The organism is Streptomyces sp. RerS4, assembly GCF_023515955.1.
GTDB lineage: Bacteria > Actinomycetota > Actinomycetes > Streptomycetales > Streptomycetaceae > Streptomyces.
Genome location: NZ_CP097322.1, coordinates 2811659 through 2835810, shown reverse-complemented (window position 1 = coordinate 2835810; position 24152 = coordinate 2811659). Strand labels below are relative to the sequence as shown.

The window sequence follows — 24152 nt, the reverse complement described above, 5'->3', positions numbered from 1 at the left end:
CCCCGCAGGGTGGCAGCATGGGACGAGTGAGTGTTGCTCCCATTGAGATCGAACGCACCGAATCGGCCGAAGAGACCCGCGCGGTCCCGGAACCCGACGTCCCGTGGGTGACCCTGGTGCACAACGACCCGGTCAACCTCATGAGCTACGTGACGTACGTGTTCCAGGCCTACTTCGGCTACCCGAAGGACAAGGCCACCCGTCTGATGCTCGACGTCCACCACAAGGGCCGCGCGGTCGTCTCCAGCGGCAGTCGCGAGGAGATGGAACGCGACGTGCAGGCGATGCACGGCTACGGCCTGTGGGCGACCCTCTCGCAGGACCGCAACTGATGGGCGGCGTGTTGTTCGAACCCCTGAAGGGCGGCGGCGCCGCCGTCGCCCTCGACGAGATCGAGATCTCCATCCTGCGCTCCCTCGCCGTCCAGCTCCTGGAGCTGATCGGCCCCGGGGAGCCCGAGCCGCAGGAGGACGCCGACCCGCTGGCCGCGCTCTTCGCCGCCTCCGACGGCCCCACCGAACCCCCGTCCGACCCGGCGCTGGCCCGGCTGTTCCCCGACGCCTACGGCGGCCCCGGCGCGGGCACCGAGGACGACCCGGAGGAGCTGCGGGCCCGCTCGGCGGAGTTCCGTCGCTTCACCGAGAACGACCTGCGCACCCGCAAGCGGGAGGACGCGCTGGCCGTCGTCCGCAGCCTCGACGCGCTCACCCCGGGCGGTGACGGGGCGGCGGTGCTGGAGCTGACCGGTGAGCAGCCGCTGCGCTGGCTCGGCGCCCTCAACGACCTGCGCCTGACCATCGCGGCGCGGCTGGAGATCACCGAGGACGACGAGAGCTCGGCGCTGTTCCGGCTCCCGGACGACGATCCGCGCAAGCCGATGGTGATGGCGTACCTGTGGCTCGGCGGGCTCCAGGAGACCCTCATCGAGACGCTCTAGCCCTCAAGTGTTCGCTCAGCGGACGCTCAAATCCGCATAACGATCAGATCACCGCCATGCGGTGATCTGATCGTTTTTCACGCCTTATCACCCGATTTTTTGGTGCCTTGCGCCGCATTGGTGGCCTTCGTTCACCCGTAAGCACGTGATAAACCTTCACGATCGCCGCGGGGACGCCACCCCTGTTCCCCGGCCCGCTTGAACCGGCAGACCGCCGGCGTGCAACTCCATCCGTATCCGGGGGGATCGAGGACCCGATCCGCAGCCAGTGAAGGCGCGGGTCGGCGTGGAGAAAGGCGCACCAAGACATGACCTCTGTGCAGGTCGAGCAGCACGACAGGACGCCCGGCGACGGCACGCCGGGCGAGGGTGACGGCGAGGGGTACCACCGCGCACTCGGGGCCCGCCAGATCCAGATGATCGCGATCGGCGGAGCCATCGGCACCGGCCTCTTCCTGGGCGCCGGCAAGGCGATCTCGAAGGCCGGACCGAGCCTCATCCTGGCCTACGCCATCGCGGGCCTGGTCATCTTCTTCATCATGCGGGCCCTGGGCGAGCTGCTCATGTACCGCCCCGTGTCGGGTTCCTTCTCGGACTACGCCCGCGAGTTCCTGGGCCCGTTCTGGGGGTACGCGACCGGCTGGACGTACTGGCTCTTCTGGGTGGTCACCGGCATCACCGAGGTCACCGCCGCCGCCAAGTACATGTCGTACTGGACGAACGACAGCTTCCCGCAATGGGCGTACGCGCTGATCTTCACCGTGATCCTCTACGCCGCCAACCTCATCTCCGTGAAGCTCTTCGGCGAGCTGGAGTTCTGGTTCTCCATGGTCAAGGTCACCGCCATCGTCGGCATGATCCTGATCTGCGCCGGCATCCTCACGATCGGCTTCTCCGACGCCGCCGCCACCGCCTCCGTCTCCAACCTCTGGAACGACCGCGGCTTCTTCCCCAACGGCATCGGCGAGACGCTGATGACCCTGCAGATCGTCATGTTCGCCTTCCTCGCCGTCGAGCTGGTCGGCGTCACCGCCGGCGAGTCCAAGGACCCGGCGAAGACCCTGCCCAAGGCCATCAACACCGTGCCGTGGCGCATCGCCGTCTTCTACGTCGGCGCGCTCATCATGATCATGTCGGTCATCCCGTGGTCCAACTTCAAGGCCGGCGAGAGCCCCTTCGTGCTGGCCTTCGAGAAGATGGGCCTCGGCGTCGGCGCCGCCATCGTCAACTTCGTCGTCCTGACGGCCGCCCTGTCCTCCTGCAACTCCGGCATGTACTCCACCGGCCGCATGCTGCGCGACCTCGCCCTCAACGGCCAGGGCCCGAGGTTCTTCACCAAGCTCACGAAGAACGGCACCCCGCTCCTCGGCACCACCTTCTCCGCCGTGCTGATGCTGGTGGGCGTCTGGATCAACTACGTCGCCCCGGGCAAGGCCTTCGACTACGTCGTCTCCTTCGCCACCATCTCCGGCATGTGGGCCTGGATCATGATCCTGGTCTGCCAGATCCGCTACCGCGCCAAGGCCGACCGCGGCGAGCTGCCGCAGTCCTCCTTCCGCGCCCCCGGCGCCCCCTGGACCAGCTGGTTCGCCCTGCTCTTCATCGGCATGGTCATCGTCATGATGGGCGTCGACCAGGACTCCCGCGTCTCGCTGTACTGCGCCCCGCTGTGGGGTCTGATCCTCGGCGTGTCCTACCTGGTCCTGAAGTCCCGCAACCCCTCCGGCGCGGCCTTCAACAAGGTCGACCGCAGCGCCGTCGCGCAGACCCCGCAGGGTCAGGACGCCGGCAAGGCCTCGTAGCCGCACCCCGAGAACCGTGAGTCCCGGCCGCCTGCCACGGCCGGGAACCACGCTCTTTCGGACCTCGTGTCCACCATGCGGGCCCCCTCGTACCACTCCTCGGTACGAGGGGGCCCGTCTGCTTATCCTGTCGCTCATGCTGACCCTCACCCAGGACCTGTACGACCGGATCGTCGAACACGCGCGCCAGGACCACCCCGACGAGGCGTGCGGCGTCGTGGCCGGCCCGGCGGGCACCGGCCGGCCCGAGCGGTTCATCCCGATGCTCAACGCCGCCCGCTCGCCCACGTTCTACGAGTTCGACTCGAAGGATCTGCTGAAGCTCTACCGCGAGATGGACGACCGCGACGAGGAGCCCGTGATCATCTACCACTCGCACACCGCCACCGAGGCCTACCCCTCGCGCACCGACCTCACGTACGCGAACGAGCCCGGCGCGCACTACGTGCTCGTCTCCACGGCCGACAAGGACGGGCTCGGGGAGTTCCAGTTCCGCTCGTACCGGATCGTCGACGGCGTGGTCACCGAGGAAGAAGTGCAGGTCGTCGAGTCCTACTGACCGGTATGTGAGCAGCGACCGTCCACGATGCGGGATCACACTCCAAACGGGGGATGGGGAATCGTTAACATGACCGCATGGTTTCCCACGACGTGAGCATCGAGACGCCCGGCAGGCTGCTGCTCGTGGCGCGGCTGCACGTCGACCTGTGCCGCCTCGCCAGCGCCATCTGTCCTGCCGCCTGAAGCACCCGGCCCCTTCCGCGCGGGGCTGCACGAACGCGCGCCCTCACACTTCTTCGCCCCTTTCACGACACTGGAGCCTGCCATGGCCATCGAGGTCCGCATCCCGACCATCCTCCGCACCTACACCGACGGCGAGAAGGCCGTGAACGGCGAGGGCGCGACGCTCTCCGAGCTGTTCGCCGACCTGGAGACGCGGCACAAGGGCATCCAGGAGCGCATCGTCGACGGCGGTCAGCTGCGCCGCTTCGTGAACGTCTACCTCAACGACGAGGACGTCCGCTTCCTCGACGGCATCTCCACCGCCCTCAAGGACGGCGACAACGTCACCATCCTCCCGGCCGTGGCCGGCGGCTCGAAGTAATGCGCTACGACTCCCCGCTCGCGGCGGTCGGCAACACGCCGCTCGTTCGGCTGCCCCGCCTCTCGCCCTCCGCCGACGTGCGGATCTGGGCGAAGCTGGAGGACCGCAACCCCACCGGCTCGATCAAGGACCGCCCCGCGCTCCACATGGTCGAGCAGGCGGAGAAGGACGGCCGCCTGTTCCCGGGCTGCACCATCCTGGAGCCCACCTCCGGCAACACGGGCATCTCGCTCGCGATGGCCGCGAAGCTCAAGGGCTACCGGATCGTGTGCGTCATGCCGGAGAACACCTCGCAGGAGCGGCGCGACCTGCTGGCGATGTGGGGAGCCGAGATCATCTCGTCACCGGCCGCGGGCGGTTCGAACACCGCGGTCCGGGTCGCCAAGGAGCTCGCGGCGGAGCACCCGGACTGGGTGATGCTCTACCAGTACGGCAACCCGGACAACGCGGGCGCCCACTACGCCACGACCGGCCCGGAGATCCTCGCCGACCTCCCGTCGATCACCCACTTCGTGGCCGGCCTCGGCACGACCGGCACCCTGATGGGCGTCGGGCGCTACCTGCGCGAACACGTCCCCGGCGTCAAGATCGTCGCCGCCGAGCCGCGCTACGACGACCTCGTCTACGGTCTGCGCAACCTCGACGAGGGCTTCGTCCCCGAGCTGTACGACGCCTCGGTGCTCACCACCCGCTACTCGGTGGGCTCGGCGGACGCGGTGACGCGGACCCGGGACCTGCTGCGCGAGGAGGGCATCTTCGCCGGCGTCTCCACCGGCGCGGCCCTGCACGCGGCGATCGGCGTGGGCCGCAAGGCGGTGGCCGCGGGCGAGACGGCGGACATCGTCTTCGTGGTGGCCGACGGCGGCTGGAAGTACCTCTCGACGGGCGTCTACACGGCGGCCACGACCGAAGAGGCCATCGAGGTCCTCCACGGCCAGCTCTGGGCCTGAGGCCCGCACGGATCGGACGGATCCGCACGGATCGCACGCTCCGGTACGCCGCCGGGCCCGCCACGCGCGGGCCCGGCGGCGTTTCGCGGTAGAGCCCACCCCGGCCCGGTTCACCCGTTCGGACCCGTCGGGTCGCTCGTCCGGCCGGCCGCGCGCAGGCTCGGAGCGACCGGTTCCCCGTAGCAGGAAGGTGGCGACATGACCACCACCCCGGGCAGCACTCCCCCCTCGGCGTCGGCCGGCGCCGGCGGACGGGGCCCCGCCACCCCCAACGCGTGGGCCGTCGGCGGTGCCACGTTCGCCGGTGTCCTGATGGCCGTCAACGGCGTGTTCAGCGTCTTCGAGGGCATCGCGGCCCTCGCCAAGGACGACGTCTACCTGCCGGTGGGTGACTACACCTTCAAGTTCAACCTCACCTCGTGGGGCTGGATCCACCTCGTCCTCGGCGTCATCGTCTTCGTCGTCGGCGTCGGGATCCTCAAGGGCGCCCAGTGGGGCCGGATCGCCGGTGTCGTCCTGGCCGCCGTGACGGTGCTGATCCACTTCCTGTGGCTGCCCTACCAGCCCCTGTGGGCGCTCATCTCGATCGCGATCGGGGTGTTCGTCATCTGGGCCCTGTGCACGGACAGACCGGCCGCCCGCATCTGACGCCGGCCCCGGACCCAAGACCCCGGACCCAAGACCCCGGGCCGCGCACCGCGCCCCCACCGCGTCACGTGACGCGGTGGGGGCGCGAGCCGTTCACCCCTCCTCCGCCAACACCTCCGCCAACACCTCCGCCAGCACCGACACGTGGCTGCGCTCCGGGTCCTTGACCGCCGACAGGAGGGTCACCGGACCCTCGGCCGCCAGCCCCCGCAGCCGCTCCAACTCCGCCCGGGCCTGCGCGCCGCCGGCCGCCAGTTCCGCCTCGTACCGCGCCCGGAACTCCTCCCACGACCCGGCCCCCGAGTGGTACCACCGGCGCAGCTCCGCCGACGGGGTCACCGCCTTCGGCCACGCGTCCACGCGCGCCGCGTCCTTCGACAGCCCGCGCGGCCACAGCCGGTCCACGAGCACGCGCACACCGTCCGCCCCCGGCTCGGGGGGATCGTAGACCCGCCGCATCCGGATCATCGAGCTCCGCCTCCCAGTCCCTTGACCTCGTCCCACACCGTCGGGTCCAGCGTCCCCACCCGGGAGTGGAACTCCCACAGCGACACCTCCCCGGCCCGGTCCGCCTCCAGGAAACCCCCGCGCCCGAGGGACCCGTAGCCGGCGCCGGGGGGCAGCGGGATCACCCCGGGCCGCCGGTCGTCGTACTTCCCGGTGATCGGGGCGATCCGCGCCCGGCCGGGGTGGGCCCGTACGGCGAGCACCAGGCAGCGCCGGCCGTCGTTCAGACGCCACAGTTCACCGGGCCGTACGCGCGGCGGCGGCCCGGGGTCGTGGGGCGCCGGGGGCGTGCGCGGCACGCGCCACACCCGCCGGGGGAGCAGCACCACCACGACCACGGCGACCGCCGCCAGCACGGCGGGCCACCAGGACGTGTCCATATACCGACGGTAGTCGCGATACCGACGGTAGTCGCGCCACCCGCCCCGGCACCGCGACGCCCGTGCCCGTCGTCGCTCCCCTGGGTGACACCACAGGTGATTCCCCCCACAACGGCCCGCCGCGGAGGAGCGACCGGAGGTTTCGCGCCTTACGCTCGACCCACGCACGGCCCGCATTCCGTCCACGGACCGTCCACGGAGGTTCACGCTCCATGAAGCTCACCGTCGTCGGCTGTTCGGGGTCGTTCCCGTCCGCGGATTCGGCATGTTCGAGCTATCTCGTCGAGGCCGACGGCTTTCGGCTGCTCCTCGACATGGGCAACGGCTCCCTCGGCGCCCTCCAACGCCACTGCGGTCTCTACGACCTCGACGCGATCTTCCTGAGCCATCTGCACGCCGATCACTGCATCGACATGTGCGCCTACTTCGTCGCCCGCTACTACCGGCACGAGGGCGGCCGCTGCCCCACCATCCCCGTCTACGGGCCCGAGGGCACCGAGCAGCGGCTGACGACGGCCTACGAGGACGTTCCCGACGAGCGGTCGATGAGCGAGGTCTTCGAGTTCCGCACGCTGAAGTCGGGCACCTTCGAGATCGGCCCGTTCACGGTCCGCACCGAGAGGGTGTCCCACCCCGTCGAGTCGTACGGCATCCGCGTCGAGCACGGCGGGCGCTCGCTCGCGTACTCGGGCGACACGGGGGTGTGCCCCGAGCTGGGCGCGCTGGCGCAGGAGGTGGACCTCTTCCTGTGCGAGGCGTCCTTCACGCACGGCAAGGAGGACATCCCGGACCTCCACCTCAACGGCCGCGAGGCTGGCGAGTACGCGCGCGGCGGCGGGGTCGGACGGCTCGTCCTGACGCACATCCCGCCGTGGACGGACGCCGAACGCAACCTGTCCGACGCCCGCGCGGTCTACGACGGCCCGGTGGACCTGGCGTACGCGGGCGTCGTGTACGAGGTCTGACCCTTCCCGTACGACGAAGCCCCCGCCCTCCCGGAGAGGGAGAGCGGGGGCTTCGTCGTCTGGAGCGGGGAGGCTACTTGGCCTCCGCCTTCTGGAGCTCGGCGAGCTCCTCGTCGGACTCGCGGCCCGGGGTGGGGAGGTTGAACTTCGTGATCGCGAAGCGGAAGACGACGTAGTAGACCACCGCGAAGCACAGACCCACGGCGGCCAGGCCCCACGGGTTGTTGGCGATGCCGAGGTTCAGCAGGAAGTCGACCGCGCCGGCGGAGAAGCCGAAGCCGTCACGCATGCCCAGGGCCCACGTCAGGGCCAGGGAGACACCGGTCAGTACCGCGTGGATCGCGTACAGGACCGGGGCGATGAACATGAAGGTGAACTCGATCGGCTCGGTCACGCCGGTGACGAAGGCGGTGAGCGCGAGGGAGAACATCATGCCGCCGACGACCTTGCGGCGCTCGGGGCGGGCGCAGTGGACGATCGCGAGGCAGGCCGCCGGGAGGGCGAACATCATGATCGGGAAGAAGCCGGTCATGAACTGTCCGGCGTTCGGGTCGCCGGCGAGGAAGCGGGCGATGTCACCGTGGACGGCGCCGTCGGCGGTGTCGAAGGAACCGGCCTGGAACCACGGGAAGGAGTTCAGCAGGTGGTGCATGCCGATCGGGATCAGCGCACGGTTGGCGACACCGAAGATGCCCGCGCCGACGGCGCCGGAGCCGGTCAGCCACTCACCGAAGTTGTGCAGACCCGTACCGAGGACCGGCCAGATCAGACCGAAGACGATGCCGGTGAGCAGACCCGCGAAGGCGGAGAGGATCGGGACCAGCCGGCGGCCACCGAAGAAGCCCGCCCAGTCCGGCAGCTTGGTCCGGTAGAACTTCTGGTAGAGGAGCGCGGTGATGATGCCCATCACGACGCCGCCGAGGACACCGGCGTTGACCGGGGCGTCCACGTTCACGATCTTGCCGCCGACGACCTTGGCCACCTTGGGCAGGTTGGAGTCGGTGAAGGTCGCGAGCACCTTCTGGAAGACCAGGTAGCCGGTGACGGCGGCCAGGGCCGTCGAGCCGTCCGACTTCTTGGCGAAGCCGATCGCGATGCCGACGGCGAAGAGCAGCGCCATGTTGTCGAGGATCGCGCCGCCACCGGCGGCCATGTAGCCGGCGATCTTGGTGACGAAGCTCGGGAAGGAGTCCTTCCCGAGCATGTCGTCCGCGCCCAGGCGGAGCAGCAGAGCGCCGGCCGGCAGCACGGCAACGGGGAGCATGAGGCTCCGGCCGATGCGCTGCATGACGGCCATCACGCCAGCGCCCTTCTTCGTTTCCGCAGCGGTGGCTGTGGACATCTGGTTCCTCCATGGGGCAAGGCGCCGCCCAGAGACACAAGGAAGGGGGAGGCGACGTCTTCGAAAGGGGGTACACGGGAGCGCGAAATAGGCCCGCGTGGTCTACACCAATGCGTGGTGTAGACCAGTTGTAGCACGGTCGGGGTTAGATAAGGAACCTTCAATTTCCGGCAGCCGGCGGCGCCGGCGCGCCCGCCCCCCGCACAACCCCACCGGCGGACTTCCGGACATGCCGCAGGCCCCCGGATCCCGGTATCCGAGGGCCTGCCGAGCGGGTCGAAGGACCCGAAAGCGGACGCCCTGCGCGCCCGCATAACGGCTTGGCTACGCCTTCGTGTTCTCCGCCCGCATCGCCTCGATCTCCTCGTCCGACTCCCGACCCGGCGTCGGGATGTCGAACTTCGTGATCGCGAAGCGGAACACCACGTAGTAGACGAGTCCGAAGCCCACGCCGATCGGGACGATCAGCCCCGGCTTCGTCGCCAGCCCCCAGTTGATGACGTAGTCGATCAGGCCCGCCGAGAAGCTGAAGCCGTCGTGGACGCCCAGCGCCCACGTCACCGCCATCGACACACCCGTCAACACCGCGTGGACCGCGTACAGCGCCGGCGCCACGAAGAGGAACGAGTATTCCAACGGCTCCGTGATCCCCGTGACGAACGACGTCAGGGCGACCGACAGCATCAGACCGCCGACCTCCTTGCGCCGCTGCGGCTTCGCGCAGTGCGTGATGGCCAGCGCCGCCGCCGGGAGCGCGAACATCATGATCGGGAAGAACCCGGACAGGAACAGACCCGCGTCCGGGTCGCCCGCCAGGAACATGTTGATGTCACCGTGCACCGTCTGCCCGTCCGGCTTGGTGTAGCTGCCGAACTGGAACCACACCGGCACGTTCAGGAACTGGTGCAACCCGATCACCAGCAGCGCCCGGTTCGCCACGCCGAAGATGCCGGCGCCCCACGCGCCCAGACCCACCAGCCAGTCCGAGAAGCTCTCCAGCGCACCGCCGACCGGCGGCCAGATCCACAGACACAGCGCGGCGAACGCGATCGCGACGAACGACATGATGATCGGGACGAGTCGGCGGCCGTTGAAGAAGCCGAGCCAGTCGACCAGCTTCACCCGGTGGTAGCGCTGCCAGAACCACGCGGAGAGCAACCCCATCACGATGCCGCCGAAGACCCCCGGGTTCTGGTAGGTGTACCCGGCGAAGGTGTCCGTCGGCGTCAGACAACCGCCGCCGATGTCCGTGGTCCCGGGCGGGCAGTCCTTGGGGAAGGCGTGCAGCACGCCCCGGTAGACGAGGAAGCCGGCGACGGCCGCCAGCGCGGTCGAGCCGTCCGCCTTCTTGGCCATGCCGATCGCGACGCCGACACAGAAGAGGAGCGGCAGGCCCAGGTCGGCGTCGAGCAGGGCCCCACCCGCCCCGGCCATCACCTTGGCCACGGCCGTCCAGTTCAGGCCGTCCTTCCCGAACACGTCCGGCTGCCCGAGACGGTTGAGGATGCCGGCGGCGGGCAGGACGGCGATCGGGAGCTGGAGGCTGCGCCCCATCTTCTGCAGACCCTGGAACAGGCCGTTCCACCACTGCGGTTGCGGCGCCGCCGCCGCGCTGCTGGCGCTCATCGCGTCCTCCCTGAACCGGCCCGTTTTGGCACGGGCAACACTTGCGGCACACTGGTGTAGACCAGTTATGGGCAGGCTGTTGCTGATCATCATCATTCGGCAGAAAACGGGCCTGCGCTCGCGTGGGTAGGCCAACCGTGAGCTACCGTGACAAAGCGGACGCAGCTGGTGACGGCCGCCGAGACTCGTTCTTCGAAACACTCAGATCACTCAGGGAGACACACATGGCCACCAAGGCTGAGAAGATCGTCGCCGGGCTCGGCGGTATCGAGAACATCGAAGAAGTCGAAGGCTGCATCACCCGCCTGCGCACCGAGGTCGTCGACCCCAGCAAGGTCGACGAGGCCGCCCTCAAGGCCGCCGGCGCCCACGGCGTCGTCAAGATGGGCACCGCGATCCAGGTCGTCATCGGCACCGACGCCGACCCCATCGCCGCCGACATCGAAGACATGATGTGAGCTGAGCCCACCGGCTCCACACACCCCGAAGACCCCGTACCACCCCGACCCCGGTACGGGGTCTTCGCGCACCCCGGCCCACCCACACCCCGGCCCACCCCGCAGCGACTAGGCTCACCACCATGTCTCGCATCGACGGCCGCACGCCCGAACAGCTCCGCCCGGTCACCATCGAACGCGGATGGAGCAAGCACGCCGAGGGCTCCGTCCTCATCTCCTTCGGAGACACCAAGGTCTTCTGCACCGCCTCCTTCACCGAAGGCGTCCCGCGCTGGCGCAAGGGCAGCGGCGAAGGCTGGGTCACCTCCGAATACTCGATGCTGCCCCGCTCCACCAACACCCGCGGCGACCGCGAATCCGTCCGCGGCAAGATCGGCGGCCGCACCCACGAGATCTCCCGCCTCATCGGCCGCTCGCTGCGCGCCGTCATCGACTACAAGGCCCTCGGCGAGAACACCATCGTCCTGGACTGCGACGTCCTCCAGGCCGACGGCGGCACCCGCACCGCCGCCATCACCGGCGCCTACGTCGCACTCGCCGACGCCGTCGCCTGGGGCCAGAAGAAGAAGCTCATCAAGGCCGGCCGCAAGCCCCTGACCGGCACCGTCGCCGCCGTCAGCGTCGGCATCGTCGACGGCGTCCCCCTCCTCGACCTCTGCTACGAGGAAGACGTGCGCGCCGAAACCGACATGAACGTCGTCTGCACCGGCGACGGCCGCTTCGTCGAGGTCCAGGGCACCGCCGAAGGCGAACCCTTCGACCGCAAGGAACTCAACGCCCTCCTCGACCTCGCCGCCGGCGGCTGCGCCGACCTCGAAGCCATCCAGCGCAGCGCGCTGGCCCTCGACGTCCCGTAGGCCCGGCCGGGGCAACCGTCGGACCCGCCCGCGCGTCTACGTCGATACGGGCGCACGGCATCACAGCCGTGCGCCCGTCCACGCAGCCGAGCCCCGGGGGGACCCACATGAAGCACACGCACCGGAAGACCGCGCCCAAGCGGCGCCTCGCCGCCGTGGCCCTCGCCGCCGCCCTGGCCGTCCCGGCCCTCACCTCCTGCGACGCGATCTCCACCGCCATGGACTGCGCCAACACCGCCGTCGCCATCGCCGACAGCGCCAACCAGCTCCAGCAGGCCGTTTCGCAGGCGGGCAACAGCGTGCAGGACACCCAGGCCGCGCTCGACCAGATCGACGCCAACCTCAAGAAGATCAAGGACCAGACGGGCAACGCCGACCTCGGCAAGGCCGTCGACTCCATGGCCACGGCCGTCAAGAACGTCCGCACCTCCGTCGAGGGCGGCAACGCCAACCCCGACATCCAGCCCGTCGCGGACGCCGCCAAGGAGATCTCCAAGGTCTGCACCCCGGGCTGACCTGGCTGACCGGACGGCCCACGCGGCGGAAATAATGGGGCCATGACCTCCACGCCCCGCCGCCTGATCCTGGCCACCCGCAACCCGGGCAAGATCACCGAGCTGCACGCCATCCTGTCCGCCGCCGGCCTGCCCTTCGAACTGGTCGGCGCGGACGCGTACCCCGAGATCCCGGACGTCAAGGAAACCGGCGTCACCTTCGCCGAGAACGCCCTCCTCAAGGCCCACGCCCTCGCGCGGGCCACGGGCCTGCCGGCGGTCGCCGACGACTCCGGCCTCTGCGTGGACGTCCTGAACGGCGCCCCCGGCATCTTCTCCGCCCGCTGGGCCGGCACCCACGGCGACGACAAGGCCAACCTCGACCTGCTCCTGGCCCAGCTCGGCGACATCGCCGACGAACACCGCGGCGCCCACTTCTTCTGCGCGGCCGCCCTCGCCCTCCCCGACGGCACCGAACGCGTCGTCGAGGGCCGCCTCCTGGGCACCCTGCGCCACACCCCGTCCGGCGCCGGCGGCTTCGGCTACGACCCGATCCTCCAGCCCCTGAACGACACCCGCACCTGCGCGGAACTCACCCCGGCCGAAAAGAACGCCATCTCCCACCGCGGCCAAGCCTTCCGCGCCCTGATCCCAGCCCTCCGCGAACTCCTGGGCTGACACAGCGAGGCCTGGTTCCCGGATACCGGAAACCAGGCCTCGTCCTGGGTACGCCCGGTCGGATTCGAACCGACATACGTGGCCACCTAAAGACCACCGCTAACCAGGTCGCGTACGGGCGCGAGCCATGGACACTCTACTGCGCGCCGTGCCGTGTAGGGGAGCGGCATCAACGTTTGCGTGGTCCTCCCCGGCACCAGGTAGTGGTGATCGCGTGGCAGTTGGGGCAGAGCAGCCGCAGGTTCTCCCCGCGGTCGTCGCTCCAGTCGCCGTTCACGTGGTCGACCTCCAGCGTCATGGGCCGCCCGCGCCACTCGGCCGGGGTCCCACACCGGTCGCAGCACTCCGGGACGCCGATCCCGCGCAGCGCCCGGCGCAGCGTCTTGGTGCCGGTTCTGCGCTGCCTGTCGTGGCGGATGAGCACCTCGTCCGGCGTCTTGGCGGTGGGTGAAGGCTTGCCGCGTTGGTGTGATTGGCCCAGGAAGTGCGCGGTACTGATGCCCTCATCCGCGATCCATTGCCGCAAGCATGCCCAATGCGTCGGTCGTGGAATGGCAGTTGGGGCAGAGGAACCGCAGGTTCGCTTGCCGATTGTTCCGCCAGTCGCCGTCCATGCGGTCGACTTCCAAGGGACCTCGCGGAAAATCTCCTCGGCTGTGCGGCGGCGCTTGTTGTCCCGCATTCGCTCTGTCCGCGTCGGTCCGGTGAAGTGCGAGGTGTCGATCCCCGGTTTCCGCATGCGGTCGCGCACGTATGCGCGGGCGCCGCTCCGCGGGTTCGCCCCCAGTCTTTCCGTAGCCTCGCTCAGCGTTCGCGACGTGCGCGCCGCTTCCGTCAGGCGCTCCCTCGTGTACTGGCTCGCCGGCATCCGTCCACCCCTCCGTAGTGGGTCGCGTGTGCGACCCTCGCACGGGGTGACGGACTGATGGTCGGACGGTTACGGCGAGTCCCGTCCGATCAGCGGAGTGGCCCGCACCCGTTTGTTGGTGCGGGCCGCTCTCGGGTGGGGTGGGTCAGATGCCCAGGTCCTTGATGATCTTGGCTACGTGGCCGGTGGCCTTGACGTTGTAGAAGGCGCGCTCGACCTTGCCCTCCTCGTCCACGACGACCGTGGAGCGGATGACGCCGGTCACCGTCTTGCCGTAGAGCTTCTTCTCGCCGAAGGCGCCGTACGCCGTCAGGGTCTCCTTGTCGGGGTCGCCGACCAGGGTGACCTTCAGGTCTTCCTTCTCGCGGAACTTCGCGAGCTTCTCCGGCTTGTCCGGGGACACGCCGATGACGTCGTAGCCGGCGGTGGCCAGCACGTCCAGGTTGTCCGTGAAGTCGCAGGCCTGCTTCGTGCAGCCCGGGGTCAGCGCGGCCGGGTAGAAGTAGACGATCACCTTGCGGCCCTTGTGGTCGGCCAGCGACACCTCGTTGCCGTCCGCGTCGGGCAGGGTGAAGGCGGGGGCGATGTCGCCCGGCTGGAGTCGCTCGCTCATCGGTGGGTCTCCTCGGAAGGGGAACGGTACGTCACGAGACTAAGCTGACAGACTGTTCACGGCGGTCCCATCCGCCGACGCCCACGACGACGGAGGCAGCGCGGTGCCGGAAGCCAGGACCCCCGCACAGATCGAGGCGGACATCGTCCGCCGCCGCGAGCAGCTCGCCGAGACGCTCGACGAGATCGGCGTGCGCATGCACCCGAAGACGATCATCGGGGACGCGAAGGCCAAGGCCGTCGGCGTAGTGGACCACACCGCCGGGCGGGCCGTCGTGACCGTGAACAGGCTCGTCACGGACGTCAAGGGCGGTCTGCGCCACGAGGACGGCGCACCGCGCTTCGAGCGGATCGTTCCGGTCGCGCTCCTCGCGGTCGGGGTGATCGGGCTCGTCGTGGTGTCGGCCCGTCGCAAGCGGTGAGGACCCTCCGGCGTACGGGGCGGGCGCGGGCAGGTAGGTTCGTGGGGTGAGCGAGAACACCACCCACGACAAGCTGCCCATCCGCATGCTCCACGACCGCGTGCTCGTGAAGTCCGACACGCCCGAGGGCGAGCGGCGCTCGGGCGGCGGCATCCTGATTCCGGCGACGGCCGCGGTGGGCAAGCGGCTCGCCTGGGCCGAGGTGGTCGCGGTCGGACAGAACGTACGGAGCGTGGAGCCGGGCGACCGGGTGCTCTACGACCCCGAGGACCGGGCCGAGGTCGAGGTCCGCGGGGCGACGTACGTGCTGATGCGCGAGCGGGACCTGCACGCCGTGGCGGCGGAGCGGCTGGAGGGGGCCAAGGACTCCACCGGGCTGTATCTGTAGGGGAGACGACTGCGCAAGGGTCGGTGATCTTGGTTGCCGGCCCTTTTCGCGTGCCTTTGCTACGGTGGGGGAGAACCCCCGACGAGACGCGCCGTACCGGGTTGACGACAAGACGACGCACCCCCGTTCCGTTTCTCGTCCCGGAGGTGCCTGTCATGGCCTGGGTTCTTCTTCTCGTCGCCGGTCTGCTTGAGGTCGGCTGGTCGATCGGCATGAAATTCACCGAGGGGTTCACGCGGCTGTGGCCGTCCGTCTTCACGGGTGCCGGCATCGTCGCGAGCATGGTGTTGCTGTCCTACGCCGCGAAGACCCTGCCCATCGGTACGGCGTACGGCGTTTGGGTGGGCATCGGCGCGGCCGGTGCGGCCGTCCTCGGGATGGCGGTGTTGGGGGAGCCCGTCACCGCCGCCCGGATCTTCTTCATCTCGCTGCTGCTGGTCGCCGTGGTCGGGCTGAAGGCCACCTCCGGGCACTGACGTCGCACCGACGCCGCCCTGACGTCCGAGGCGGCCGCGGTCACTCCAGGTAGTCCGCCGGGGGGCGGCGGCCGGTCGTCTCCCCGCCCGGCGTCTCCCCGCCGGTGGTTTGCCCTCCGGTGGGGGTCTGGCCGCCGGTGGTCTGGCCTTCGGTGGGGGTCTGGCCGCCGGTGGTCTGGCCTCCGTCCGTCCGGCCGCTCGTGGTCTGGCCTCCGGTGGGGGTCTGGCCGCCCGTCGTCTGGCCGCCGTTCGTCTGGCCGCCGGTGGGCGTGCGGCCGCCGGTGGTCTGGCCGCCCGTGTTCTGGCCCCCGGTCTCCTGGCCGGACGTCGTCCGGCCGCCCGTCGGCGTCGTCGGCGGGAAGGGCGGGCGGCTGCCGTCCTCGGGCTGCTGCGGGATGCTCGGCTGGAGGGGCGGCGGGAGGCGGTCCGCGCCCGGCTGGAGTTCCAGCTCGAAGTCCAGCGGGTCGAAGCCCTCCAGCGCCGCCTTCGTGTACGCCGCCCAGATCCGGGCCGGGTATCCGCCGCCCCCGATGCGGTTCTCGCCCAGGGCCCCGTACAGGGACTGGAGCGTGCCCGTGTCCGGGTCCTGGCCCATCATCGAGACCACCGTCACCAGGTTCGGGGTGTACGCCGCGAACCAGGCGGCGCGGTCCTCCTCGGCGGTGCCCGTCTTGCCGGCCGCCGGGCGCCCGGCGGCCAGCGCTTCCGTCCCGGTGCCGTTGTCGACGACGCTGATCAGCATGGAGGTCGTCGTGTCGGCGGCCTCGCGGCTGATCGCCTCGCGTCGGGGGCGCTTCGGCAGGTCGATGTCCTCGCCGTCCTTGGAGATCTTCTCCAGCAGGGTGTACGGGGTGTGGCGGCCGTGGTCGGCGAGCGTCGCGTAGGCCTGGGTCATGTCGAGGACGCTGGCCTGGAGGGTGCCGAGCGCCATCGCCGGGACGGGCGGGAAGTTCGGGGTGTTCTCGGGGATGCCGAGGGCGATGGCGGTCTCCTTGACCTTCGCCGTGCCGACGTCGACGGCCATCTGCGCGTAGACGGCGTTGACGGACAGGTCGGTGGCGGTGGTGACGGTGATGGGTCCGTACGAGACCTGCCCCTCGTTCTCGGGGCTGTAGCGGATGCGGCCGCCGACGACTGGCCGCCGGTTGTCGCCGTTGTAGACGGTGTTCGGGGTGATGCGTCGGCCGTCCTGGGTGCGGGAGTCGTTCTGCACGGCGGAGGCGAAGACGAACGGTTTGAAGGTGGAGGCGACCTGGTAGTCGTGCCGGGTCGCGTTGTTGACGTACTGCTTCGTGTAGTCGATGCCGCCGTACATGGCGACGACCTTGCCGGTCTCCGGGTCGATGGAGACGCCGCCGGCGCGGACGTAGCGGTCGGCGGGGCGGGCGGTCGGGTCGAGTTTGTCGATCATTTCCTTCTGGACGGCGGCGACGAAGGCGTTCTCGCGGTGTCGGTCGATGGTCGTGGTGATGCGGTAGCCGCCCTCGGCCAGGGTCTTGTCGTCGAGGATGCGGTTTTCGGCGATGTACTCCTTGACGGCCTCGACCAGGTAGCCGCGCTGCCCGGACAGGCCGGCGGCCGGGCGGATCCTGCCGGGTTCCGGGAAGGTGGCGGCGGCGCGCTGCTCGGGGGTCATCCACTCCTTCTTGACCATGCCGTCGAGGACGTAGTTCCAGCGCGCGATCGCGCGGTCGCGGCTGCGGGGGTGGGCGACGACGTCGAAGGCGCTGGGGGAGTTGAGGAGGGTGGCGAGGTAGGCGCCTTCGACGGTGGTGAGTTTGTTGACGTCCTTGCCGTAGTAGGCCTGGGAGGCGGCCTGGATGCCGTAGGCGTTGCGGCCGAAGTAGCTGGTGTTCAAATAGCCTTCGAGGATGTAGTTCTTCGACTTCTCGCGACCGAGTTTGATCGCGATGAAGAACTCCTTCACCTTCCGGTTCACCGTCTGTTCCTGGCCCAGGTAGTAGTTCTTGACGTACTGCTGGGTGATGGTCGAGCCCGACTGTTTCCCCTTGCCGGTCAGGGTGTTCCAGGCGGCGCGCACCATCGCCTTGGGATCGACCGCCCGTTCGGAGTGGAAGTCGCGGTCCTCGGCGGCCAGGACGGCTTGCTGCACGCTCTTCGGTACCTGTGACAGCGGGACGTTGACCCGGTTGACCTCGCCGTCACTGGCGAGCGGGGAACCGTCGGCGTAGAGGTAGACGTTGGACTGCGCGGTGGCGGCCGCGTTCGCCGGCGGGATGTCCACCAGCAGGTATCCGGCGACGAGGGCGCCGCCCAGCAGCAAGGCGAGCAGCAGGATCCCGGCGAGCGTCATGCGCCAGGTCGGCAGCAGCCGTCGCCATCCGGTACGCCGCCGGCCCCGGCCGGGGGCGCCGGCGGGCGGGCGGGCGTCGGTCGGGCCGGAGGCCGCGTCCGGTCGGCCGGTGGGTCGTTGCCGCCCGTGGGTGTCCGGGTCGCGAGGAGTCCAGCCCTGGGGTGGTGACTGGTCGCTCATCTCCAGAACTCCTCGGCGCCGTGCGAAACGTCCACGTCTGTACCTCATGTTGTCTACCCGATGGCCGGTGATTTGGCTCCGGACGGGCATAAATCGGTCGCGTGGCTCGCCCCTCCGCACTAAGCTCGCGCGCTTTGGCCGACGTAGGAACGATGTGGGGAAACGGAGGGATACGGTGCGTCAGGGAGCCCGGCTCTACGCGGCCGTGGCGGCCGGCGGATTCCGGCGCTACGCCACGTACGCAACGGCGACGGCCGCAGGCGTGTTCACCAATACGGTCTTCGGCTTCATCGTCGCGTACACGTACATCGCGCTGTGGGACGAGCGCCCCGGCCTCGGCGGGTACGACCAGGCGCAGGCCCTCACCTTCGTGTGGGTGAGCCAGTCGCTGCTGGCCGCCGCCGCGCTGATCGGGGGCGGCTTCCAGGAGGAGTTCCAGGAGCGGGTGCGGACGGGTGACATCGCCGTCGACCTGTACCGGCCGGTCGACCTCCAGGGGTGGTGGCTCGCCGCCGACCTGGGGCGGGCGGCGTTCCAACTCCTGGGTCGGGGTGTGCTGCCGCTGGTGGCCGGGGCGCTGGTCTTTCCGTTGGCCCTGCCGACGGATGTGACGCGTTGGTCGCTGTTCCTGGTGTCGGTGTTCCTCGGGCTGGTGGTGAGCTTCGCGATCCGCTACCTGTTGGGGCTGGCGGCGTTCTGGCTGATGGACGGCGCCGGGATCAACATGATGGCCACGGTCGTGATGATCTTCTTCTCGGGGGTGTTGCTGCCGCTGACCGTCTTCCCGGGTGAACTCGGCGCGGTGGTGCGGGTCCTGCCGTGGGCGGCGGTGCTCCAGACGCCGTTGGACGTCCTGTTGGGCACGCACGAGGGCGCGGGTACGGCCCTGCCCGCGCTGGGTTTCCAGGCCGGTTGGGCGCTGCTCCTGCTGGGCGTGGGGCGCCTCGCGCAGGCGGCGGCGACGCGCAAGGTGGTGGTCCAGGGTGGCTGAGACGACGACGTTGGCCCGGGAGGGCAGCGCGGGCGACCTGCCGGACGGCGGCCCGGCGGGCAGGGGCGGGCGCCTGTGGGACGGGTTGCGCGGTTACGGGCTGATCGTGGCCATGTGGATCCGCGCCACGATGACGTACCGGACCTCGTTCCTCCTCGCGACGGTCGGGAACGCGGCGATCACCCTGCTCGACTTCGTCGGGATCTACCTGATGTTCGCGCACGTGGACGCGCTCGGAGGGTTCACGCTGCCCGAGATCGCCCTGCTCTACGGGTCCTGCTCGGCCTCCCTCGGGCTCGCGGACCTGGTCCTCGGCAACACCCACAGGGTCGGCGCCCGCATCCGCGACGGCTCGCTCGACACCATGCTGGTGCGGCCGGTCCCGGTCCTCGCGCAGGTCGCGGCGGACCGCTTCGCGCTGCGCCGGCTGGGGCGGACCGTGCAGGGGTTGGGGGTGCTGGGCTGGGCGGTGGTGGCCCTGGACGTGGACTGGACGCTCGGCAAGGCGCTGCTGGTCCCGGTGATGGTGCTGGCGGGCGCGGGGATCTTCGGCGCGGTGCTGGTGGCCGGGGCCGCGTTCCAGTTCCTCGCCGGGGACGCGGCCGAGGTGCAGAACTCCTTCACCTACGGCGGCTGCACGATGCTCCAGTATCCGCCGACGGTGTTCGCGAAGGACCTGGTGCGCGGGGTGACCTTCATCGTGCCGCTGGCCTTCGTCAACTGGGTGCCGGCGCTGCACGTGCTGGGGCGGCCCGACCCCCTGGGTCTGCCGGGGTGGGCGGCGTACCTGAGCCCGCTCGTGGCCCTCGTGGTGTTCCTGCCCGCGTCGCTGGCGTGGCGCGCGGGTGTCCGTTCGTACCGCAGTACCGGGAGCTAGTCGTGTCGGACGCGTTGATTTCGCTGGACGGGGTCGAGAAGGTCTTCGACGTACGGCGCCGGGTGGGCCCGCTGCGCCGGGAGAAACGGCAGGTGAGAGCCGTGGACGGGATCAGTTTCGAGATCGCGCGGGGGGAGGTCGTCGGCTATATCGGGCCCAACGGCGCGGGCAAGTCCACCACGATCAAGATGCTGACCGGCATCCTCACCCCGAGCGGCGGCCGGTTGCGCGTCGCGGGCATCGATCCGTCGCGCGAGCGGCTGCGGCTCGCGCACCGGATCGGGGTGGTGTTCGGGCAGCGCACCACCCTGTGGTGGGACCTGCCGCTGAAGGACTCCTACGGGCTGATGCGGCGGATGTACCGGATCCCGGCGGCGCGTTACGCCGAGAACCTGGAGCGGTGCGTGGAGAGCCTCGACCTGGCGGCGCTGCTCGACGTGCCGGTGCGGCAGCTGTCGCTGGGGCAGCGGATGCGCGGGGACATCGCGGCGGCGCTGCTGCACGACCCGGAGGTGCTGTACCTGGACGAGCCGACGATCGGCCTGGACGTCGTCAGCAAGGCGAAGGTACGCACCTTCCTGCGGCGGCTGAACGGGGAACTCGGCACGACGGTGCTGCTGACCACGCACGACCTCCAGGACATCGAGCAGCTGTGCGGCCGGGTCATGGTGATCGACCACGGGCGGCTGGTCTACGACGGCTCCCTGGGCGGGCTGCGCTCGGTGGGGGAGGGCGAGCGGACGCTCGTGGTGGACCTGGAGCGGGAGCTGGCGCCGATCGAGGTGGACGGGGCGCGGGTGGTGAAGGTGGACGGGGCGCGGCAGTGGCTGGCGTTCCCGGCGGGGGCCTCGGCGGCGCCGCTGGTCGCGGCGGTGGCGGCGGCGTACCCGCTGTCGGACCTGTCGGTGCGGGAGCCGGACATCGAGGACGTGATCGCCCGGATGTACGCGGGACGGGGGTGAGGTCGGGGGCGATGACGGGGGTCTGGCCCGGGGGCGCGTACGGGTTAAATCAGGGGTGGTCCCGGGGTGGGGGTGGGGGGCCGGACCATTCATCCGGGGCGTCTTGGTGCATAGGGTGGTCCGCATGAGTGACGAGCGGCCGCAGGAGCCGTTGCCGGAGAAGGCATCGCTGGAGAAGGCCCCCGCCGAGCAGCCGGGGCCGGTGGCAAAGCCGGAGCCGCAGCCACTGTCGCCGGGCGGGCTGAGGGCCTCGGACGCCGATCGTGAGCTGGTCGTGGAGCGGCTGCGGGACGCCGTCGCCGAGGGCCGGCTCGACATGGAGGAGTTCGGGGAGCGGCTGGAGGCGGCGTACGCCTCCCGTACCTACGCCGAACTCGAACCCCTGACCCGTGACCTCCCGGCCTCCGGCACGCCGGCGGGGATCTCCCCCCTGGCCTCCGCGCCCGGCTCGGCGCCCGCCCCGCGCGACGCCGGCTGGGCGGGCCGGATCGGCGGCTCGGGCACCTCGGCCACGGCGGTCGCGGTGATGTCGGGGTTCCAGCGCAAGGGTCACTGGACGGTGCCGCGCCACTTCAACGCGATCGCGTTCTGGGGCGGCGGCGAGATCGACCTGCGCCAGGCGAATTTCGCGGAGCGCGAGGTGGTCATCAACTGCTTCGCCGTCATGGGCGGCATCGAGATCACCGTCCCGCCGGGCGTGGAGGTCGACGTGCGGGGCATCGGCATCATGGGCGGCTTCGACCAGAGCGTCAGTGACCACCCGGTGGATCCGGGCGCTCCCCGGGTGATCGTGACCGGGTTGGCCTTCTGGGGCGGCGTGGGGATCAAGGTCAAGGAGCCGAAGCGCAAGCCCCTGGGCGGCGGCGAGACCCGCAAGGAGCTGTAGCTCGTCGCGGCCGTGCAGGTGTGCCGCAAATTGTCGGGGCCGGCGTGCCGGGAACTCCCGGGGCCTCCCGGGAGTCGGATGATACGCAGACAAAACCGGCCACCGGGGGAAGGCAGGAGCACGTGGACGACGTGGACAGCCGCAGCGGAACGGCCGGCGAAACGGTCAGTGGAACGGTCGCCGGCGTGACCGGGCCCCCTCGCGCCCGGGGCGCCTTCGTCTTCAGCGCGGCGGATGAGGAGCGGCAGCGCGGGGTGCGCCGGATGAAGACCACCGCGACGGGTCTGTTGATGCTGGTCGCGCTGGTCTACGTCCTCGCCAAGTACGCCCAGAACGCCTGGGGCGCCGGCGGCTGGGCCGGGTACGTCGCGGCCGCCGCCGAGGCCGGCATGGTGGGCGCGCTCGCCGACTGGTTCGCCGTCACGGCCCTTTTCCGGCGGCCGCTGGGCCTGCCGATTCCGCACACCGCGATCATCCCGACGAAGAAGGACCAGCTCGGGATCACCCTCGGGGAGTTCGTCGGCGAGAACTTCCTGTCCCCCGACGTGGTCCGGGCCCGCCTGCGCGCGCTGGGCATCGGCGGACGCCTCGGCGCCTGGCTGGCCGAGCCGGCGCACGCCGACCGGGTCACCTCCGAGCTGGCCACGGCGCTGCGCGGCGCCCTCACCGTCCTGCGCGACTCCGACGTCCAGGCGGTGGTCGGCGAGGCGATCACGCGCCGCGCCGAGAACGTCGAGATCGCGCCGAGCCTCGGCAAGACCCTGGAACGCGTCGTCGCCGACGGCGGCCACCACCGGGCCGTCGACCTCGTGTGTGCCAGGGCCCAGCACTGGCTGGTCACCCACGGCGAGTCCGTGCTGGACGCCATCCAGGGCGGCGCCCCGGGGTGGACGCCGCGCTTCGTGGACCGCAAGGTCGGCGACCGCGTGTACCGGGAGCTGCTGCGCTTCGTCACGGAGATGCGGGACATGCCGGCGCATCCGGCGCGCGGGGCGCTGGACCGGTTCCTGACGGACTTCGCGTTCGACCTCCAGTCGGATACGGACACCCGGGCGCGGGTGGAGCGGCTGAAGGCGGAGGTCCTGGAGCGGAGTGAGGTGCAGGACGTGATCGCCTCCGCGTGGACGGCGGTCCGGGCGATGATCATCTCGGCGGCGGAGGACGAGCGGAGCGAGCTGCGGCTGCGGGTGCGGTCCGCGCTGCTGTCGCTGGGCGCGCGCCTGGCGACGGACGGGCGCCTCCAGGGCAAGGTCGAGGGGTGGATCGAGGGCGCGTTGGTCTACGTGGTCACCACCTACCGCGCCGAGATCACCTCGCTGATCACGGAGACGGTGGCCGGCTGGGACGCCGAGCACACCTCGCGGAAGATCGAGGCCCACATCGGGCGCGACCTCCAGTTCATCCGCATCAACGGCACGGTGGTCGGCGCCCTGGCCGGCCTGCTGATCTACACGATCTCCCGCGCCTTGGGCGCCTGAACCACCGGACCCGGCCGCCCCGGCGCGGGCGATCAGGCTCGGCCCGCCCGACCCGACCCCGGCTCTGCCCGGCTCCGTCGGTCGGCTCAGCCCGCGCCCGGCCCAGCCCGGCTCTGTCGGTCGGGTCTGCGCAGGGCGGCACGGGCAGGGCGGCCGTCTCCGTCGGCGGGGGCCTGCCGGTCCGGGCGATCCGGCTTGGGTGCCGCCCGGCTTGGGCTCGCTCCGCCGGTCGGCTCAGCCCGTGCCCGGGTCGGCCCGGTTCTGCCGGTCAGCCCGGCTCCCTGTCGGGCGGGTCTGCGCAGGGCGGCACGGGCCCTTCGGGACCGGCCCGGCTCCCCGGCTGCCCGGCTGAGCTGGTCAGGTGCGGTCGGCTACGGCCCAGGACGTTGTGGCCACTACGCCGGCCGCGGCGATGACGGCCGGCCAGGCGCCGATCTTCTTGGCCAGCGGGTGCGCGCCCGCGAAGCCGGCGAGGTACAGCGCCCCCAGCCCGGCCGCCGCCGGGGTGCCGCCCTGGCGGTGCCACTCGCGGCCGGCGACGAGCCCGGCGGCGCCGAGCACCACGCCGCCCAGCGGCCGCTTCTTCGTCCAGCGGGCGACGGCGTAACCGCCGACCAGGCCGGCCGCCGCCACTACGGAACTCGGTACGCGCGCCATCTCGAACTCCCTCGTTCGTCCCTCCGGCGATGCGGAGGACCGGGTGATCACCCGGTGAATCGGTCATGGGTACGGGCAGGCTAACGCGGGCGCCTCGACGCCCGTCGGGCGCCCAGCGCGCCGAGCGCCAACACCGCCCCGCCGATCGCGGCGTCCGGCACCGCCTCCCGTACCGCCCTCGGCAGCGTCGCCACCACCCCGAGGACGAGGAGGAAGGCGAGCGCGCACCGCCCGGCCACCCGCAGCAGTCTGTCCACGGGCTGCTCAACGCCGCGGCCGGGCCCGCGACACG

Annotated in this window: 30 protein-coding genes, 1 tRNA gene and 1 riboswitch; of the genes, 21 read left to right on the top strand and 10 right to left on the bottom strand. The window is 70.7% G+C overall.

All coding sequences use genetic code 11. The features are described 5' to 3' along the window. The first annotated feature begins 17 nt into the window (after nucleotides 1-17). The 8 genes from clpS to M4D82_RS13025 all read left to right on the top strand — a co-directional run bounded on the left by clpS (nucleotide 18) and on the right by M4D82_RS13025 (nucleotide 5442). Complete coding sequence (gene clpS, locus M4D82_RS13055) at nucleotides 18-332, top strand: ATP-dependent Clp protease adapter ClpS (RefSeq protein WP_249766220.1); 315 nt, start codon at nucleotides 18-20, stop codon at nucleotides 330-332. Further along, a complete protein-coding gene (locus M4D82_RS13050) occupies nucleotides 332-937 on the top strand; it encodes a DUF2017 domain-containing protein (protein WP_249766219.1) in 606 nt (201 codons plus the stop codon). The genes clpS and M4D82_RS13050 overlap by 1 nt, the downstream gene beginning before the upstream one ends. 308 nt (nucleotides 938-1245) lie before the next feature. Next, complete coding sequence (locus tag M4D82_RS13045) at nucleotides 1246-2739, top strand: amino acid permease (protein WP_249766218.1); 1494 nt, start codon at nucleotides 1246-1248, stop codon at nucleotides 2737-2739. Nucleotides 2740-2875: 136 nt separating this feature from the next. After that, nucleotides 2876-3298 (top strand): M67 family metallopeptidase, encoded by a 423-nt coding sequence (locus M4D82_RS13040; RefSeq protein ID WP_249766217.1) that lies wholly within the window; start codon nucleotides 2876-2878, stop codon nucleotides 3296-3298. Between the two features lie 77 nt (nucleotides 3299-3375). Then, nucleotides 3376-3483, top strand: a complete 108-nt coding sequence (locus tag M4D82_RS34300; protein ID WP_311736929.1) for a putative leader peptide — start codon at nucleotides 3376-3378, stop codon at nucleotides 3481-3483. 82 nt (nucleotides 3484-3565) lie between these two features. Further along, the gene (locus tag M4D82_RS13035; RefSeq protein WP_249766216.1) at nucleotides 3566-3844 is read left to right on the top strand and encodes a MoaD/ThiS family protein; all 279 of its coding nucleotides are present in this window, start codon (nucleotides 3566-3568) and stop codon (nucleotides 3842-3844) included. Continuing rightward, nucleotides 3844-4794 (top strand): PLP-dependent cysteine synthase family protein, encoded by a 951-nt coding sequence (locus tag M4D82_RS13030; RefSeq protein ID WP_249766215.1) that lies wholly within the window; start codon nucleotides 3844-3846, stop codon nucleotides 4792-4794. Before M4D82_RS13035 ends, M4D82_RS13030 begins: the two co-directional genes overlap by 1 nt. 198 nt (nucleotides 4795-4992) lie before the next feature. Continuing rightward, complete coding sequence (locus tag M4D82_RS13025; protein WP_249766214.1) at nucleotides 4993-5442, top strand: DUF7144 family membrane protein; 450 nt, start codon at nucleotides 4993-4995, stop codon at nucleotides 5440-5442. Between the two features lie 93 nt (nucleotides 5443-5535). Here the strand turns inward: M4D82_RS13025 and M4D82_RS13020 are convergent, their stop codons facing one another. Then, a complete protein-coding gene (locus tag M4D82_RS13020) occupies nucleotides 5536-5910 on the bottom strand; it encodes a DUF488 domain-containing protein (RefSeq protein WP_249766213.1) in 375 nt (124 codons plus the stop codon). Next, nucleotides 5907-6329 (bottom strand): hypothetical protein, encoded by a 423-nt coding sequence (locus tag M4D82_RS13015; protein WP_249766212.1) that lies wholly within the window; start codon nucleotides 6327-6329, stop codon nucleotides 5907-5909. The genes M4D82_RS13020 and M4D82_RS13015 overlap by 4 nt, the downstream gene beginning before the upstream one ends. A gap of 212 nt (nucleotides 6330-6541) precedes the next feature. Here M4D82_RS13015 and M4D82_RS13010 point away from each other — a divergent pair, with 212 nt between their 5' ends. Next, the gene (locus M4D82_RS13010; RefSeq protein ID WP_249766211.1) at nucleotides 6542-7294 is read left to right on the top strand and encodes an MBL fold metallo-hydrolase; all 753 of its coding nucleotides are present in this window, start codon (nucleotides 6542-6544) and stop codon (nucleotides 7292-7294) included. Between the two features lie 73 nt (nucleotides 7295-7367). Here M4D82_RS13010 and M4D82_RS13005 read toward each other — a convergent pair whose 3' ends face one another. After that, the gene (locus M4D82_RS13005; protein WP_249766210.1) at nucleotides 7368-8636 is read right to left on the bottom strand and encodes a PTS transporter subunit EIIC; all 1269 of its coding nucleotides are present in this window, start codon (nucleotides 8634-8636) and stop codon (nucleotides 7368-7370) included. A 324-nt stretch (nucleotides 8637-8960) separates the two neighbouring features. Continuing rightward, a complete protein-coding gene (locus tag M4D82_RS13000) occupies nucleotides 8961-10262 on the bottom strand; it encodes a PTS transporter subunit EIIC (RefSeq protein WP_249766209.1) in 1302 nt (433 codons plus the stop codon). A gap of 122 nt (nucleotides 10263-10384) precedes the next feature. Here M4D82_RS13000 and M4D82_RS12995 point away from each other — a divergent pair, with 122 nt between their 5' ends. From M4D82_RS12995 to rdgB, 4 genes are all read left to right on the top strand, one after another. Next, complete coding sequence (locus M4D82_RS12995) at nucleotides 10385-10720, top strand: PTS sugar transporter subunit IIB (RefSeq protein WP_349637059.1); 336 nt, start codon at nucleotides 10385-10387, stop codon at nucleotides 10718-10720. Between the two features lie 122 nt (nucleotides 10721-10842). After that, nucleotides 10843-11577, top strand: a complete 735-nt coding sequence (gene rph / locus M4D82_RS12990; protein ID WP_249766208.1) for a ribonuclease PH — start codon at nucleotides 10843-10845, stop codon at nucleotides 11575-11577. Nucleotides 11578-11684: 107 nt separating this feature from the next. Next, a complete protein-coding gene (locus M4D82_RS12985) occupies nucleotides 11685-12092 on the top strand; it encodes a methyl-accepting chemotaxis protein (protein WP_249766207.1) in 408 nt (135 codons plus the stop codon). A 42-nt stretch (nucleotides 12093-12134) separates the two neighbouring features. Then, a complete protein-coding gene (rdgB, locus tag M4D82_RS12980; RefSeq protein WP_249766206.1) occupies nucleotides 12135-12749 on the top strand; it encodes an RdgB/HAM1 family non-canonical purine NTP pyrophosphatase in 615 nt (204 codons plus the stop codon). 49 nt (nucleotides 12750-12798) lie between these two features. Here rdgB and M4D82_RS12975 read toward each other — a convergent pair. The 3 genes from M4D82_RS12975 to bcp form a co-directional block, all read right to left on the bottom strand. Further along, nucleotides 12799-12871: transfer RNA gene (locus tag M4D82_RS12975), tRNA-Leu, on the bottom strand. Between the two features lie 47 nt (nucleotides 12872-12918). Next, the gene (locus M4D82_RS34295; protein ID WP_349637058.1) at nucleotides 12919-13275 is read right to left on the bottom strand and encodes an HNH endonuclease; all 357 of its coding nucleotides are present in this window, start codon (nucleotides 13273-13275) and stop codon (nucleotides 12919-12921) included. 487 nt (nucleotides 13276-13762) lie between these two features. After that, nucleotides 13763-14230 (bottom strand): thioredoxin-dependent thiol peroxidase, encoded by a 468-nt coding sequence (bcp, locus tag M4D82_RS12965; RefSeq protein ID WP_249766204.1) that lies wholly within the window; start codon nucleotides 14228-14230, stop codon nucleotides 13763-13765. A 103-nt stretch (nucleotides 14231-14333) separates the two neighbouring features. Here bcp and M4D82_RS12960 point away from each other — a divergent pair, with 103 nt between their 5' ends. The 3 genes from M4D82_RS12960 (at nucleotide 14334) to M4D82_RS12950 (ending at nucleotide 15515) form a co-directional block, all read left to right on the top strand. Further along, nucleotides 14334-14651, top strand: coding sequence for a DUF3618 domain-containing protein (locus M4D82_RS12960; protein ID WP_249766203.1), 318 nt, complete (start codon nucleotides 14334-14336; stop codon nucleotides 14649-14651). A gap of 46 nt (nucleotides 14652-14697) precedes the next feature. Next, nucleotides 14698-15039 carry a GroES family chaperonin gene (locus tag M4D82_RS12955; protein WP_249766202.1) on the top strand — a complete coding sequence of 114 codons (342 nt, stop codon included), beginning with the start codon at nucleotides 14698-14700 and terminating at the stop codon, nucleotides 15037-15039. Between the two features lie 61 nt (nucleotides 15040-15100). Next, nucleotides 15101-15161: riboswitch (guanidine-III (ykkC-III) riboswitch) on the top strand. 33 nt (nucleotides 15162-15194) lie between these two features. Next, nucleotides 15195-15515, top strand: a complete 321-nt coding sequence (locus M4D82_RS12950) for a DMT family transporter (protein ID WP_249766201.1) — start codon at nucleotides 15195-15197, stop codon at nucleotides 15513-15515. Nucleotides 15516-15555: 40 nt separating this feature from the next. Here M4D82_RS12950 and M4D82_RS12945 read toward each other — a convergent pair whose 3' ends face one another. Beyond that, entirely contained in the window at nucleotides 15556-18009 is a 2454-nt protein-coding gene (locus M4D82_RS12945; protein WP_249766200.1) for a transglycosylase domain-containing protein, read from the bottom strand. Between the two features lie 175 nt (nucleotides 18010-18184). Here M4D82_RS12945 and M4D82_RS12940 point away from each other — a divergent pair, with 175 nt between their 5' ends. The 5 genes from M4D82_RS12940 (at nucleotide 18185) to M4D82_RS12920 (ending at nucleotide 23203) form a co-directional block, all read left to right on the top strand. Then, a complete protein-coding gene (locus M4D82_RS12940; protein ID WP_249766199.1) occupies nucleotides 18185-19000 on the top strand; it encodes an ABC transporter permease in 816 nt (271 codons plus the stop codon). Between the two features lie 10 nt (nucleotides 19001-19010). Then, nucleotides 19011-19877: an ABC transporter permease gene (locus M4D82_RS12935; RefSeq protein ID WP_502989064.1), complete on the top strand. Its 867-nt coding sequence runs from the start codon at nucleotides 19011-19013 to the stop codon at nucleotides 19875-19877. A 2-nt stretch (nucleotides 19878-19879) separates the two neighbouring features. Next, a complete protein-coding gene (locus M4D82_RS12930) occupies nucleotides 19880-20839 on the top strand; it encodes an ABC transporter ATP-binding protein (RefSeq protein WP_249766198.1) in 960 nt (319 codons plus the stop codon). A gap of 226 nt (nucleotides 20840-21065) precedes the next feature. Further along, complete coding sequence (locus M4D82_RS12925) at nucleotides 21066-21725, top strand: DUF1707 SHOCT-like domain-containing protein (RefSeq protein ID WP_502989063.1); 660 nt, start codon at nucleotides 21066-21068, stop codon at nucleotides 21723-21725. A gap of 185 nt (nucleotides 21726-21910) precedes the next feature. Then, nucleotides 21911-23203 carry a DUF445 domain-containing protein gene (locus M4D82_RS12920; RefSeq protein ID WP_249766196.1) on the top strand — a complete coding sequence of 431 codons (1293 nt, stop codon included), beginning with the start codon at nucleotides 21911-21913 and terminating at the stop codon, nucleotides 23201-23203. A gap of 357 nt (nucleotides 23204-23560) precedes the next feature. On the opposite strand, the gene M4D82_RS12915 is transcribed toward M4D82_RS12920, so the two are convergent. Both M4D82_RS12915 and M4D82_RS12910 read right to left on the bottom strand, forming a co-directional pair. Continuing rightward, on the bottom strand, nucleotides 23561-23860 hold the full coding sequence (locus M4D82_RS12915; protein ID WP_249766195.1) for a hypothetical protein: 300 nt from the start codon (nucleotides 23858-23860) through the stop codon (nucleotides 23561-23563). 80 nt (nucleotides 23861-23940) lie between these two features. Continuing rightward, complete coding sequence (locus tag M4D82_RS12910) at nucleotides 23941-24117, bottom strand: hypothetical protein (protein ID WP_249766194.1); 177 nt, start codon at nucleotides 24115-24117, stop codon at nucleotides 23941-23943. Between the last annotated feature and the right edge of the window lie 35 nt (nucleotides 24118-24152).